Genomic DNA, 13,908 nt, shown 5'->3' with positions numbered 1-13,908 from the left:
CGATGAATATCACCGACATCTTCATTCGGCGCCCGGTTCTGGCCCTGGTGGTGAGTGCGTTAATTATCGTGATCGGCTACCAGTCGTTCCGCTCCCTGACGGTGCGCCAATACCCCCAAACCCAGAATGCCGTTGTCACAGTGACCACCGTATATTCGGGCGCTGCACCCGACGTCATTGCCGGCTTCATCACCACGCCGCTCGAAAACGCCATCGCGCAAGCCAATGGCATCGACTACATGACTTCGACGAGTACCAGCGGTACGTCAGTCATCACCGTGAATCTGCGCCTGAATTATGAGGCGGACGCGGCAATGACCGAAATAAACGCGAAGGTGTCGTCGGTCATCAATCAACTGCCGTCGGGCACGCAACAGCCCACCATGTCGGTTTCCGTCGGTCAGACAATCGATGCAATGTATATCGGTTTCCGCAGCGATGTTCTGGCGAGTAACCAGATCACCGACTATCTGTCGCGCGTGGTCCAACCCAAATTGCAAACAGTCACCGGTGTTCAGACAGCCGAAATCCTCGGCGGAAGAACATTCGCATTGAGGGCCTGGCTGAAACCCGACAAGCTGGCCGCCTATGGACTAACCGCTGGCGACGTTCGAGCTGCACTTTCTGATAACAACTACATCTCCGGTATTGGCACCACGCGCAGCCAGATGACCCAGACGGTGCTCACTGCGCAGACCGATCTGCATTCGGCCGACGAATTCAATGAAATGGTGGTCAAGCAGATTGGCAGTACTATCGTACGCTTGAAGGATGTTGCCACTGTTGCGCTCGGATCGCAGAACCCCGACGTTCAGGTTGGGTTTGACGCGCAGACGGGTGTCTTCATCGGCATCCAGATCGCGCCGACGGCAAATCTGCTTGATGTGATCGCGGGTGTGCGTGCGGTGTTTCCCGGCATTCAGGCGCAGCTGCCGCAGGGGCTAGAGGGCTACATCGTCTACGATTCCAGCACCTTCGTCACGACGTCGATTGACGAGGTTGTGAAAAGTCTGGTCGAGGCCTTGGTGATCGTCATCTTCGTGGTGTTCGCGTTTCTCGGTTCGCCGCGCTCGGTCGCAATTCCTATCGTCGCCATACCACTATCGCTGGTTGGTACCTTCGCCATGATGCTGGTCTTCGGCTTTTCCATAAACCTTCTGACATTGCTTGCTTTGGTGCTGGCCATCGGCCTTGTGGTCGACGACGCCATCATTGTGGTGGAAAACGTCAACCGTCACATCGAGGAAGGTGCGCCGCCGATGCAGGCGGCGTTGGCTGCCGCGCACGAGTTGGTTGGGCCGATCCTTGCCATGACCGTCGTGCTGATCGCCGTCTATGTGCCGATCGGCTTTCAGGGCGGCCTGACTGGTGCCCTTTTTACAGAATTCGCTTTCACTCTGGTTGGCGCTGTAACCGTCTCCATGATCATCGCACTGACCCTGACGCCGATGATGTGCTCGCGTATTCTTAAACCGCATCTGACCGACCGCAGTGGTTGGGAGGAGCGTATCTCGGATTTCATCGATCGCCGTTTCTCGGAGATCCATCGGCCCTATGTGCGCATCCTGCATGGTAGTCTGAATACGGTACCGGTGACGCTGTTATTCGCGGCGATCATCCTCGGCAGTATTTACTTCCTTTATGCCAGCGCCAAGAACGAGCTTGCTCCAAATGAAGATCAGGGCTTCCTTGGAGCGCAGGTGACCAATGCGCCCAATGCAACGCTTGAGCAGAAGGTGCTCAATTCGGATCAGGTCTCCAAGATATTCCGCAGTTTTCCGGAAACTGACAAGACTCTGCAGGTGGAAGCGCCGGGCACATCGTTTGAGGGCATGGTGCTGAAGCCATGGGACCAACGCAAAAGGACAGCGAATGACCTGCAGCCACTGGTGCAGGCTGAAATGGCAAAAATCGCTGGAGGTCAAGCGGTGGTCTTCCAGATACCGCCACTGCCGGGTGCCAGCGGTCTGCCAGTGCAGTTCGCCATCGGTAGCACGGGAAGCTTCGATCAGCTTAACGATGTGTCCAATACATTTCTGCAGGAAGCACAGAAGTCCGGATTGTTTGTCTTCCTGACGAAGGATCTTAACATCGACAATCCGCAATATTCGATCCAGATCGACCGCAGCAAAGCATCGTCACTTGGCCTCTCCATGAGCAGTGTGGGTGCGGCGCTCGCATCTATGCTGGGCGGCGGCTATGTCAATTATTTCAGCATCGATAACCGCTCCTATCAGGTTATTCCGCAGGTGGAGCAGCGGTCACGCCAGACTATCGATCAGATCATGAACTATCCGATCGCAAGCGTGAATGGTGCAAAAATCCCGCTGTCAGCGATTGCTACGGTGAAACTCCAGGCGACCCCGCGTTCGGTTGCGCATTTCCAGCAATTGAACTCTGCCACTATCGCTGGCGTGCCGGCGCCAGGCGTTGCCGTCGGTGATGCTCTGGACACTCTCAAGTCGATTGCGGCACGCACACTGCCACAGGGCTACACGGTCGACTATGGCGGCCAGTCGCGCCAGTTCGTGCAGGAATCCAGTGGTATGGCGACCACGTTCGCCCTCGCGCTGATTATCGTTTTTCTGGCGCTGTCGGCACAGTTCAACAGTTTCCGCGATCCGCTGATCATTCTCGTATCAGTGCCCATGTCGATTGCAGGTGCGCTCGCCTTCATTAGCCTTGGCATCGGCGGCGCAACGATGAACATCTATACTCAGGTTGGATTGGTTACCCTGATGGGACTGATCAGCAAGCATGGCATTCTCATCGTTGAGGTCGCCAACACGCTGCAAGCATCTGGAAAATCGAAGCGCGAGGCGGTCGAAGGTGCCTGCGGTATCCGGTTGCGTCCGATTCTGATGACAACCGGCGCTATGGTTCTGGGTGTGGTGCCGCTCATTCTGGCCAGCGGAGCGGGTGCAGCTGCTCGCTTTAACATGGGGTTGGTGATCGCCACCGGACTGGCCATCGGCACATTGTTCACGCTCTTTGTGGTGCCTGCGGTTTACATGCTGCTGGCCGAGGATCACCGCAAGCAGGATGCATCAGAAGCAGAGCCGGCTCCCGCGCATTGATGCGGGATTATCCTGAAGTGCTGGAGGCGTTATTTTTCATCCGGTTGATGCGGCGGTGAACACCATCAGCTGAGCGGCGAAAGCACGCTTATATGCGGGGCGTGCTTCGCCGCGCGCGACATAGGCAGATAGATTTGGATACTCGTCTAGTATCCCTGATATTCTTAACCTGAGCAGCACATGCACCATCATCAGGTCCCCGGCGCTGAAAGCGCCATCGAGCCACTCGGTATTGCCAAGCCGGGCGGAAAGCTCTGCCAAACGCTCACGAATACGATCATCAATGAGGGGTATGCGCTGTGCGCTCCAGCTCCTGTCGCCCTCTGCAAACTTGGCAACTTGACGCTCAATAATCGGTGCCTCCACCGTACCAACAGCAGCAAACATCCACGCGATTGCGCGTGCCCGGCCATTGGCATCATCAGGCAAGAGGCCCGGATAGCGCTGTGCAATATGGAACACGATTGCTCCAGACTCGAACAGAGCAAGATCGCCTTCTTCATAGGTTGGAATCTGCCCGAACGGGTGTAGTGCCAGATGTGCGGGCTCTTTCATCGCCTTGAATGAAACAAGACGGACGTCATAGGGCTGGCCCACTTCCTCAAGGGCCCAGCGGACACGCATGTCACGCGCCAGACCTTGGCCCCTATCGGGCGAGCGTTCAAACGCGGTAATTGTGATAGTCATCGCTATTCTCCATTGCTTGTCTGTCTTGAAGACGAATGGTTAAACGAAATTCCGACACTTCATGCGCGAGATAATCTTCCGGGCCAGTTCATGTGCAGGTGATGGCGATTGTCGAAAACGGCAGTAACGCGTTTGGGGTACTAACAACATTGCGCCACCAGCTGTATCTAGCAGGAAATTGTTCGCACGATGTTGACTGGATGTTTATACCAAAGGCAACGCGTTTTAGTTCCAAATTGGTTCAACGCGCTTTTATCGCATTAATACGAAAGCTGAGCCGGAGTTCAGTCAATAGCGGAAGCCTAATAGGCAATACGTATCGCGATATGCTATCAGAAGAAAGATTAGATCGTGTTGCCAAACAACAGCCATCGGTCAGTATTGACGATAGCAGCCTGCGCATCTGTGGACAGTTGGATCGGCATAAATCCAATTCATCCCCATTCTCAGTACACGTAAATCGAGGTCACTCATGATAACCCGCCGCAATATTCTCAAAGCAACCTCTGGCATCATGCTTGCCAGTGCAATTGGTAGGAGCACAACGATGGCATTCGCCGCTGATAGTGATTGGCATATGCCTGATGAGGGTGATCCGCATACGGCGACATGGATGGCTTTTGGGCCCAGTGAAGATGTCTGGGGCAAGAAACTCATGCGTGGAGCGCAGAACAATCTGGCGTTGATTGCAAAAGCCATTTCTGCCCATGAGCAAGTGAATATGCTTGTGCGCGAAGAGGATCATGAAACAGCAGAGCGCCTCTGCGGTTCTGCGGTTAACTTGTTCGTCCACGAGATTGATGATTTGTGGATGCGCGACACCGGCCCAGTGTTCGTCAAGAACAGCGCGGGCAAACTGGCTGGCGTTGATTTCAACTTCAACGGCTGGGGCAACAAGCAGGAACACGACGGCGACGCTGAAGTGGCGGAGTTCGTCACAGACAAGGCGAACGTGGAAACACTGCGCACCAAGCTCATCCTTGAAGGTGGCGGTATCGAAGTGGATGGCAAGGGAACAGCCATCATTACGGAGAGCTGTGTGCTGAACAAGAACCGTAATCCTGGTGTCAGCAAGGAACAGTGCGAGGCTGAACTGAGCCGCCTTCTGGGGCTCAAGAAGATCATCTGGTTGCCGGGGATTAAAGGCAAAGACATCACTGATGGTCATACGGATTTCTACGCCCGTTTCATCAGTCCCGGTGTCGTTGTTGCTGGACTTGATAATGATCCGTCCTCCTATGATCACGCGGTCACGAAACGGCATCTCGAAATCCTCAAGGATGCCACTGATGGCGCTGGGCAGAAGCTCAAGATCATTGTCATACCGGGACCAGGCAGCGTGCGCTCGCAATATGAGAACAAGGAGTTCGCTGCCGGTTACATCAATTTCTATCTGTGCAACGGCGCAGTCATCGTGCCTGAATTTGGTGATGCAAAGGCTGATCGTTACTGCCGTGATGCATTGAAAGATGCCTTGCCCAACCGCGAGATCGTTCAATTGAATATCGATGCGATTGCGGCTGGGGGCGGTGGCATTCACTGCACGACACAGCAACAGCCTGCATAAGCTCTGATACGTCTGTTTTGTTCGTTTTCGTTGAAATCAGGTTCCGGTATCTGTTCGCATGAGAGGATACCGGAACCCGAGCTTACTCGGTTATATCAGGACAGGACGGCATACCCCAACTGGGTGACTCACGTCGCAGTGAGGTCGGTCGCATACTACTCAAGACGCCATCAATAATAATGGGGAAGGCGTCTACTTCGAGGAGGTATGTTCCTGATGGTAATAGCCGCTTTCCGTCGTAATACGGCGCTGGGGTCGGATGCACCGGTACGCGTAGAGCGAAGCAGCGGTGAGACCGCACCTGCAATTCAGATTGCAGCCGAGGTAACGGACCTTCAGAAAGTCTACAATCCATCAACACCGCAAGCTTTTCAGGCACTGAAAGATATCAATCTGACAATTCGCTCCAATGAGTTCTTCACTCTGTTGGGGCCATCAGGGTGTGGGAAAACAACACTTCTGCGTATCCTTGGCGGCTTCGAAGCCATGACCGAGGGAACGTGCCGGATCTTTGGTCAGGATGTGAGTTTGTTACCGCCCGAAGCAAGGCCGGTGAATACCGTTTTCCAGCAATATGCCCTGTTCCCTCATATGACCGTGCGTCGCAATATTGCTTTTGGGTTGGAAATGCTTGGTCGGCCAAAATCCGAGCTTAACAGCATCGTTGATAGGATGCTGGCCCTGGTAAGCATGACTGATTATGCGGATCGCAAGCCGGATCATCTCTCGGGTGGTCAGCGTCAGCGCGTTGCATTGGCCCGTGCCTTGGCGCCACAACCTAAATTGCTGCTGCTCGACGAACCGCTTTCCGCGCTTGATTTGAAACTGCGGCAGAAAATGCGGTTGGAGCTGAAAGCACTTCAGCGTGAAACCGGGATCACTTTCATTTTTGTGACGCACGATCAGGAAGAGGCCCTTGCAATGAGTGATCGTGTAGCGGTGCTCAGTGATGGTCGCCTCCAACAGGTCGGTACGCCGGAAGAAATCTACGAACAGCCGCAAAGCCGCTTTGTGGCTGATTTCATTGGTGAGTCCAATTTGCTCTGCGCAACAGTCAATCGCATTGACGGTGCATCGGTCGAGTTTGGACTTGCGGGCCTTGGTTCTGTGAATCTGAATTGCAGTGCGGCTCTGCAACCCGGACAAGAAGTGACGCTCTCCATACGCCCCGAGCGTATAGCGCTTTCAGCGGTGCGCGGGCAGTGTGGTCTTGGTCCGGCTGCTATTTTTGATCGCACCTATCTTGGCAATGCAGTCGAGTATCATCTGCGTGCGGGTGAGCAAACATTGACCGTGCGTTCGCCGCGCGGAGGGCTTCGTGGCCTTCAGGATTTTGCGCCGGGGGACAGCGTGTTTTTGGGATTTGAGCCAAATGCAGCAAAGGTGCTGACAACATGACAGCACAAGCCGGGTTGCGATCCCCATTGCGTGTTTCGAAGCGACTGGCTTTTACTGGGCTTTTGCTGCCTGCTGTCGGCGTCATCACCATATTCATGATTGCTCCGGTCGCGATTGTGTTTGTCTATTCGTTTCTCGAGCCCGCCCGCTACGGCGGAGTAGTCTGGAATTTCTCGGTTGAGGGATATCTTCAGATCCTGTTCGAACGGGATTTCGTGGACGGAAGCCTTCAATTCTCGGCTGATTATCTGGTGATCCTGTGGCGGTCGGTGTTTCAGGCGGCAATCTGCACTGTCCTCTGCCTCATGATCAGCGTGCCAACAGCTTATTTCATTGCCACACGATCCGAGCGCACGAAGCCGATATGGATCTTTCTGATTACGGTGCCCTATTGGGTGAACCTTTTGATCCGGACGATCGCGCTGCTTTTCATCCTGCGGGACGACGGTCCGCTCAATAAGGTTATCATGATGGCCGGGCTCACAAACAATCCGTTGCCGCTAAGCTATAACAATTTTGCCATAGGCTTGGGACTGGTCTACAGCTTTTTGCCCTTTATGGTTCTGCCGCTCTATTCGGCATTTGAGCGATTTGATTTCCGATTGCTGGAAGCAGCTTACGATCTTTATGCCTCGCGCCGGGTGGCCTTCTTTAAAATCGTTTTGCCAGTGATGCGCCCCGGTTTGATCGCCGGAAGTCTGCTCGTTTTCATTCCATCGATTGGCTCCTATCTCGCGCCCGATATTCTCGGGGGTGGCAAGACGCTGATGATCGGCAATCTGATCGGGACGCAGTTTCAGGGTGCTCACAATTGGCCGTTTGGCGCTGCACTTTCAATGATCCTGCTTACAGTCACCTTGGTTGTACTGATCTGGATGGCGCGGCGATCCGCGCGCAAGAATACGGGGTACTAGGCGATGGCTAACGCTCGTATGAAAGACATCCGCGCATTTTCCGGTTTTGGTTCAATTGCAGTTGCAGGCGTCCTGTTTCTCTATCTGCCGATCCTGTTTCTCTGTGTCTATTCCTTCAATGATGGACGTTCGGTGAGCCAGTGGAGCGGGTTTTCATTCCGCTGGTACATCACCGTGTTTGGCAATAGCGGCATAAAGGCTGCGGCGATGAATTCCCTCACCATCGCGACCATAGCCGCATCGGTTTCGACGGTGCTTGCGCTCGGCGCTGCAATGGCCACCGTCAACAGACGGTTCAAAGGTGAGACGCTTGCCTATGCCACACTGACATTTCCGCTGATGGTGCCGGAAATTGTAACAGCCGTCGCATCTCTTGTGTTCTTTGTATCGTTGGGCGTCCGCCTTGGGTTCAGTACAATTCTCATTGCCCATATCGTCTTCTGTATTCCGTTTGCCTATCTGCCGATACGGGCTCGGTTGGAAGGAATGGATGCAACGCTCAACGCGGCTGCTGCCGATCTCTATGCATCCCCAATCCGGGCATTCTGGCGCATAACATTGCCGCTATTGGCTCCCGGCCTCGTGTCTGGCTGGTTGCTGGCATTCATTATCTCGCTTGATGATTTCATCATCACCGCGCTGGTCGCGGGACCTGGCTCGACGACGTTACCCCTGCATATTTACGGCATGTTGCGGTTGGGCATTACGCCTGAGGTGAACGCCATTTCCACCATGATGCTTGTCGGTTCGATCGTGCTTTTGGCAATCGCGGGTGTCCTTGGGCGTACCAGCAAGAATTCATGAGCTTCATAAAAAGGGAGAACAAATGCCATGAAATTGAATTCCATTTTACTCACAACGGCAGCAATCGCATGGGCCTCGCCAGCGTTCGCAGCCGGAGATTTGTTCATCTACACCTATGGTGAATACACACCGCCGGATCTGGTGGCCAAATTCGAAAAAGCATTCGACGTCAAGGTTCATGTCGACACGTTCGACTCCATGGAGACTATGCTGGCCAAGCTACGCGCTGGGGCAGGTGGCTATGACATTGTTGTGGCTGGGGACCCAAACATACAGCTGATGATCAGCGAAAACATGCTCGAAAAGATCGATGTCAATACGATGCCAAATTACGCCAACGTCGATGAACGCTGGCGCAATGTTTATTGGGATAGCGGGCGTCAATATTCTGCGCCATGGGCGTGGGGATCGACGAGCTTCATGGTCGACAGCGCGGTTGTCAAAGGCGATATCAACACTCTGGGCGTACTGTTCAATCCTCCTGCTGAGGTGAGGGGCAGGATCAACATGATGCGCGACGTCAATGAAGTGATCAACATTGCGCTGCGTTATCTGAACCTGCCGCGTTGCAATGAAAACCCTGAAGATATGAAGAAGGTGCTTGAGCTGCTTGAGACACAAAAGCAGTGGGTGAAAAGCTATAATTCGGAGTTCAAGGAACCGCTGGTTTCCGGTGAAGCCGTCGCTTCAATGGCGTGGAATGGTTACGCCATGCGTGCGAGGGATGAAAAGCCTTCGCTTGTCTATGTTTATCCCAAGGAGGGGTTCACAGGTTGGATGGATAATCTGGCCGTTCCCAAAGGCGCACCGGATATTGAGAATGCAAAGACATTCATCAACTTCATGATGGACCCGGAAAATGCGGCGATGGTCAGTACCTATGCCCGCTATTCCAATGGCATCAAGGGTTCGGAAAAATTTGTGGACCCGAAACTGGCAACTGCGCCGGAGCTGGCGCCTCCGGCGGGCACGCCAGCGCCTGAGTTCATTCCAAATTGCAGCCCGGCCTCGACCAAACTTTATGATCGCGTCTGGACCAAACTGCTGAACTGAGCTGACCCACTCTCCGGGGTCATGTTGGCCCCGACTTTTGGAGAAACAAATGACTGCTGTATCAAACCTTAGCCGCTCCAATGACAGAACGTCATGGGAGAAAGACCGGGATCACGTTTTGCATCCCTATACCGACTTTTCGACCTTTGCCGAAAGCGGTAGCCAGATCATCGAAAAAGCTCAGGGAATGTATGTGACCGATACTCAAGGGCGCACGTTTCTTGATGGTATTGCCGGGCTCTGGTGCGTAAACATTGGCCACGGACGGGCGGAAATGGCCGATGCCGTGTCGCGCCAGATCATCGATATGCAGTATTACAATCCCTTTGGTGCATCCTCAAACATACCGGCGGCTGAACTTGGAGCGCGGTTGGCGGAACTTGCTCCGGGCTCGCTCAATCACGTCTATTATTCCTGTGGCGGCTCGACGGCCAACGAGATGGCCGTGCGCATTGCGCAATACTATTTTGCCATGAAAGGCATGCCCTTCAAGCGCAAGATCATTTCCCGCAACAATGGCTATCACGGCGGTACGTATATTGCGGCCAGTCTGACCGGTATTCACGGAACGAAGTATGGCTTCAATCAGGTTGGTGAGGATTTCATCCATCATGTTTCCGCCGCTGATCTTTATGCCAAACCGTCAGGTATGACAGAGGAGGCCTATTGCGACTTCCTCGTCAATGAGTTCGAAAACAGGGTTTTACAGCTCGGTCCCAACCATGTAGCCGCGTTTATCGCGGAGCCCATTATGGGCGCGGGCGGGGTACTTGTGGCGCCTGCGGGATATCATCTGCGGATGCGTGAGATCTGCAATCGCTATGACGTTCTCTACATTGCTGATGAGGTTGTAACGGCCTTTGGCCGTCTGGGCGAATGGTTTGCCTCAGCATCGGTCTATAACTATCAGCCTGACATCATCGTATGCGCCAAGGGGATCACCTCGGGTTACATCCCGCTTGGGGCCACGCTGATCTCCGATGAGGTTTACGACGTGATCAGCCGCCCTCAATGTGAAGGCGGAGTGTTCTCCATGGGTTTGACCTATTTTGGCCATCCGGTTGCCTGTGCTGCGGCGCTGAAAAACATCGAGATCATGGAGCGCGAGGGACTGCTTGCGAATGCAGCGAGCACGGGCGCTCATCTGCAGGAAGCTGCAAAGCAGCTTCTGGATTTGGACATTGTCGGGGACGTGCGCGGTCGCGGTCTGATGCTTGGGATCGATCTGGTCGCTGATAAGGCAACCAAAGCCCCACTTCCTGCATCTGAAAACGCAGCCGAGCGCATCTTCATGGGATGCATTGAACGCGGCGTTATTGTGCGCCCGGTCGGTAGTCGCATCATTGTATCACCGCCGCTGATTATTGATCGCGCGCAGTGCGATACGATTGTTGTGGCGATAGCAGATGCGATCAAAGATTTCATGGCAGCGCGTTAATCGCTAAAGGAGAGACAGATGCGAAAACTGACGGTTGCTGCGACCCAGATGGCATGCAGTGACGATATCGATGATAATATCCAACGGGCCGAAGATCTCGTTCGGCTTGCCGCCGAAGACGGGGCACAGATCATCCTGCTTCAGGAGCTTTTTCAGACCCCGTATTTTTGCCTTGAGCAGCGGCTTGATCACTTCGATCTTGCGCGACCTTTGGCGGATAATCAGGGGGTCGCCCATTTTCGGGTTCTGGCGAAGCAGCTGGGGGTCGTACTGCCGATTTCCTATTTTGAACGGTCAGGGGCGGCTTATTATAATTCGCTGGCAATCATTGATGCTGACGGCGAGATATTGTGGAACTATCGCAAGACACATATTCCGCAGGCACTCGGATATCAGGAAAAGTTCTATTTCAGCCCCGGCGATACGGGTTTTCGTGCCATCCAGACCAAGTTTGCGCGTATTGGATGCGGCATCTGCTGGGATCAGTGGTTTCCCGAGACTGCCCGATCGCTTGTTCTGAAAGGTGCCGAACTTCTGCTTTTTCCGACAGCCATCGGCAGCGAGCCGTTAAACACAACGCTTGATTCATCTGGCCATTGGCAGAGGACTATGCAGGGTCACGCAGCGGCGAATATCGTGCCACTGGTTGCATCCAACAGGATCGGGACGGAGATAGAGGGGGAGACATCGACAACATTTTACGGCAGTTCATTTATCGCCGATCATATTGGGGAAAAGATTGCCGAAACCAATAAAGTCGATGAGACTTATCTCACAGCCAAATTCGATCTGGATGAGATCGAGGCCTATCGCCGTGCCTGGGGCGTGTTTCGGGATCGCCGACCGGAAATGTACACCGCACTGCGGACGCTGGACGGGCAAAGCATCATCGAGCGCTAAAGGTCAGGGGCGTCTGCCTGCGCTATGAACCAGTCCCACAGCTCTGTAACTCCGGGGCGTTTCAGGTTGCGCGGGTGTGCCAGGAGATAGTAGGAGCGGCTGGAAGGTACTCCATTGCCAAGGGTTACCAGATCGCCGTTCTTAAGCCGCTCGGCCGCAAGGCGCATGCTGCCGAGACAAATTCCAAGACCGCGGGCGGCGGCATCGAGCACCATGCCGGAATCTGAGAAATTAAGCCCTTTGACGAAACCGGGCCTTATAACGCCGGCGGCAACGAACCAGTTCTGCCAGTCTTCCTCCTCCTCGTGATGCAGCAATGGGAAGTCCTGCAAGGTGCGCGGGGTAACGATATCAGGCAACCGCCGCCGCAAGTCCGGCGAGCACATTGGCCTCAGCTCATCGCCGAATAGCCTGATAGCAACAAGCCCATCCCAACTGCCGCGTCCGCGCGCGATCGCAAAATCAATCTCGGAATGCGTGACATCGGGTTCGGAGTCCGAAGTCACCAGCCACGGCTCGATATTCGGCAAGTCGTGAATAAGGGTCGCAACGCGCGGCATGTACCAGCCGGTTGCAAAAGCATGAGGCATCATGATCACAATCGATCCGGGCTTGGTGTAGAAATCCAATCGTCTGATGCCAAGGCGGAGTGTTTCCAATGCTGAAGCTGCGGTTCCTCGCAGATCCCGCCCGGCATCGGTTAGCTCCACCTTGCGGTTAATTCTGTGAAACAGCTGCTGTCCCAGCTGATTTTCGAGCGCTTTGATCTGATGGCTCACCGCAGACTGAGTCATATTCAATTCGATTGCCGCCAATGAAAAACTCTCCAGTCTGGCTGCCGCTTCAAAGCCGACCAAAGCGCCTAGAGGTAGATTTCGATAGGTGGAATGCATGAATATCTCTCATGGAATAGCTGAGAATTTCGCGTTTGAATAACAGAAAATCCTCGGATTAACTAGAGATAGAGCATCAAGACCAATTTAATTGATGAGAAATTTCTATTCAAAGGAAGCGCCAGTGACCAACCAGACGCCACGCCAGGCAGGCTTTAAAATGCCCCCCGAATGGGCCGAACACAAACGTACCTGGATGATGTGGCCATGCCGCACAGAGATATGGACTGATATTGATGCCACCAGACGCGACTATGCGGCAGTGGCCCATGCAATCCGCGAATTCGAGCCGGTGACGATGTCCGTTCGTCCCGAAGATTATGCCGGGGCGCGGGCCATTCTTGACGACAATATTGATATCATCAAGGCCGATATCAATGACAGTTGGGCGCGCGATGCTGGTCCGTGCTTTCTGCGCAATGCCAATGGCCAGCGGGCCGGCACGCAATTCCGCTTCAATGCCTGGGGCGGAAAATATCATCCCCATGATGGCGATGCGACATTCTCGGCCACCGTTTGCGATGTGGCTGACGTGAAGTCATTCACGTCAAACCTTGTCGCGGAAGGCGGCGGTGTCAGCGTTGACGGCGAGGGGACAATCATCACGACCGAGACTTGCTTTCCCAATATCAACCGCAATCCCGATTGGACCAAAGAGGCAATTGAGAATGAGTTGATGGAGATGCTTGGCGGTGAGAAGGTAATCTGGTTGCCCGGCAATCCTCTGGAAAACGAAACTGATGGCCATGTTGATGGCATTGCCGTTTTCGTCGCTCCCGGTGTTGTTCTGATGGAAAGTCCCGGCACCGAACCGAGCGAATGGAATGACTATATCCAGAAGAACCTTGACGCAATGGAAGGTCAGACGGATGCCAAAGGACGACGGATCAGGATTGTAACGGTACCCGAAGCTGTCGAGGCGCCGTCCGATCATCCAAAGTTCTGCCGTTCCTATGTCAATTCATATCTGGTCAATGGCGGTGTGGTCATGCCCGTTTACGGTGTTGCCTCCGATACGCTCGTGCGGGGCATCTTCCGGTCACTCTTCCCGGAACGCCGTGTGCGTGAAGTGCGGATCGACTCCATTGCCATCGGCGGTGGCGGCATTCACTGTATTACGCAACAAGAACCCGCATGAGTGCGCTTGCCGGGCAGGAAAGTATCAACTGGAGCAATC

Annotated in this window: 11 protein-coding genes; 9 read left to right on the top strand and 2 right to left on the bottom strand. The window is 54.2% G+C overall.

Annotated features, from left to right (window positions below):
- Positions 1-2: 2 nt before the first annotated feature.
- A complete protein-coding gene (locus tag FHW17_RS19060) occupies positions 3-3,077 on the top strand; it encodes an efflux RND transporter permease subunit (protein WP_112528343.1) in 3,075 nt (1,024 codons plus the stop codon).
- A 36-nt stretch (positions 3,078-3,113) separates the two neighbouring features.
- On the opposite strand, the gene FHW17_RS19055 is transcribed toward FHW17_RS19060, so the two are convergent.
- Positions 3,114-3,764: a glutathione S-transferase family protein gene (locus FHW17_RS19055; RefSeq protein WP_112528341.1), complete on the bottom strand. Its 651-nt coding sequence runs from the start codon at positions 3,762-3,764 to the stop codon at positions 3,114-3,116.
- 547 nt (positions 3,765-4,311) lie between these two features.
- Between FHW17_RS19055 and FHW17_RS19050 the strand changes: the two genes are divergently transcribed.
- From FHW17_RS19050 to aguB, 7 genes are all read left to right on the top strand, one after another.
- The gene (locus tag FHW17_RS19050) at positions 4,312-5,331 is read left to right on the top strand and encodes an agmatine deiminase family protein (RefSeq protein WP_246706915.1); all 1,020 of its coding nucleotides are present in this window, start codon (positions 4,312-4,314) and stop codon (positions 5,329-5,331) included.
- A gap of 216 nt (positions 5,332-5,547) precedes the next feature.
- Positions 5,548-6,729 carry an ABC transporter ATP-binding protein gene (locus FHW17_RS19045; protein ID WP_182510573.1) on the top strand — a complete coding sequence of 394 codons (1,182 nt, stop codon included), beginning with the start codon at positions 5,548-5,550 and terminating at the stop codon, positions 6,727-6,729.
- Positions 6,726-7,643: an ABC transporter permease gene (locus tag FHW17_RS19040; RefSeq protein WP_112528337.1), complete on the top strand. Its 918-nt coding sequence runs from the start codon at positions 6,726-6,728 to the stop codon at positions 7,641-7,643. The genes FHW17_RS19045 and FHW17_RS19040 overlap by 4 nt, the downstream gene beginning before the upstream one ends.
- A 3-nt stretch (positions 7,644-7,646) precedes the next feature.
- Positions 7,647-8,447 (top strand): ABC transporter permease, encoded by an 801-nt coding sequence (locus FHW17_RS19035; protein WP_210275961.1) that lies wholly within the window; start codon positions 7,647-7,649, stop codon positions 8,445-8,447.
- Positions 8,448-8,474: 27 nt separating this feature from the next.
- The gene (locus FHW17_RS19030; protein ID WP_112528333.1) at positions 8,475-9,500 is read left to right on the top strand and encodes an extracellular solute-binding protein; all 1,026 of its coding nucleotides are present in this window, start codon (positions 8,475-8,477) and stop codon (positions 9,498-9,500) included.
- A gap of 49 nt (positions 9,501-9,549) precedes the next feature.
- The gene (locus FHW17_RS19025) at positions 9,550-10,938 is read left to right on the top strand and encodes an aminotransferase (protein ID WP_182510572.1); all 1,389 of its coding nucleotides are present in this window, start codon (positions 9,550-9,552) and stop codon (positions 10,936-10,938) included.
- A gap of 18 nt (positions 10,939-10,956) precedes the next feature.
- On the top strand, positions 10,957-11,838 hold the full coding sequence (aguB, locus tag FHW17_RS19020; protein WP_182510571.1) for an N-carbamoylputrescine amidase: 882 nt from the start codon (positions 10,957-10,959) through the stop codon (positions 11,836-11,838).
- On the opposite strand, the gene FHW17_RS19015 is transcribed toward aguB, so the two are convergent.
- Positions 11,835-12,731, bottom strand: a complete 897-nt coding sequence (locus tag FHW17_RS19015) for a LysR substrate-binding domain-containing protein (protein WP_182510570.1) — start codon at positions 12,729-12,731, stop codon at positions 11,835-11,837. The two genes, aguB and FHW17_RS19015, sit on opposite strands and share 4 nt — an antisense overlap.
- Positions 12,732-12,855: 124 nt before the next feature.
- Between FHW17_RS19015 and FHW17_RS19010 the strand changes: the two genes are divergently transcribed.
- Positions 12,856-13,869, top strand: a complete 1,014-nt coding sequence (locus FHW17_RS19010) for an agmatine deiminase family protein (RefSeq protein WP_210275960.1) — start codon at positions 12,856-12,858, stop codon at positions 13,867-13,869.
- Positions 13,870-13,908 lie beyond the last annotated feature (39 nt).

It is taken from the genome of Phyllobacterium sp. P30BS-XVII (genome assembly GCF_014138335.1).
Lineage (GTDB): Bacteria > Pseudomonadota > Alphaproteobacteria > Rhizobiales > Rhizobiaceae > Phyllobacterium > Phyllobacterium meliloti.
Note: the sequence above shows the minus strand (reverse complement) of the source record. Positions and strands in the feature narration are given on the sequence as shown.

Bases quoted from the DNA above. Each gene is read 5' to 3' on its own strand.
- FHW17_RS19060 (WP_112528343.1), top strand. From the start codon at position 3: ATGAATATCACCGACATCTTCATTCGGCGCCCGGTTCTGGCCCTGGTG.
- FHW17_RS19055 (WP_112528341.1), bottom strand. From the start codon at position 3,764: ATGACTATCACAATTACCGCGTTTGAACGCTCGCCCGATAGGGGCCAA.
- FHW17_RS19050 (WP_246706915.1), top strand. From the start codon at position 4,312: ATGGCATTCGCCGCTGATAGTGATTGGCATATGCCTGATGAGGGTGAT.
- FHW17_RS19045 (WP_182510573.1), top strand. From the start codon at position 5,548: ATGGTAATAGCCGCTTTCCGTCGTAATACGGCGCTGGGGTCGGATGCA.
- FHW17_RS19040 (WP_112528337.1), top strand. From the start codon at position 6,726: ATGACAGCACAAGCCGGGTTGCGATCCCCATTGCGTGTTTCGAAGCGA.
- FHW17_RS19035 (WP_210275961.1), top strand. From the start codon at position 7,647: ATGGCTAACGCTCGTATGAAAGACATCCGCGCATTTTCCGGTTTTGGT.
- FHW17_RS19030 (WP_112528333.1), top strand. From the start codon at position 8,475: ATGAAATTGAATTCCATTTTACTCACAACGGCAGCAATCGCATGGGCC.
- FHW17_RS19025 (WP_182510572.1), top strand. From the start codon at position 9,550: ATGACTGCTGTATCAAACCTTAGCCGCTCCAATGACAGAACGTCATGG.
- aguB (WP_182510571.1), top strand. From the start codon at position 10,957: ATGCGAAAACTGACGGTTGCTGCGACCCAGATGGCATGCAGTGACGAT.
- FHW17_RS19015 (WP_182510570.1), bottom strand. From the start codon at position 12,731: ATGCATTCCACCTATCGAAATCTACCTCTAGGCGCTTTGGTCGGCTTT.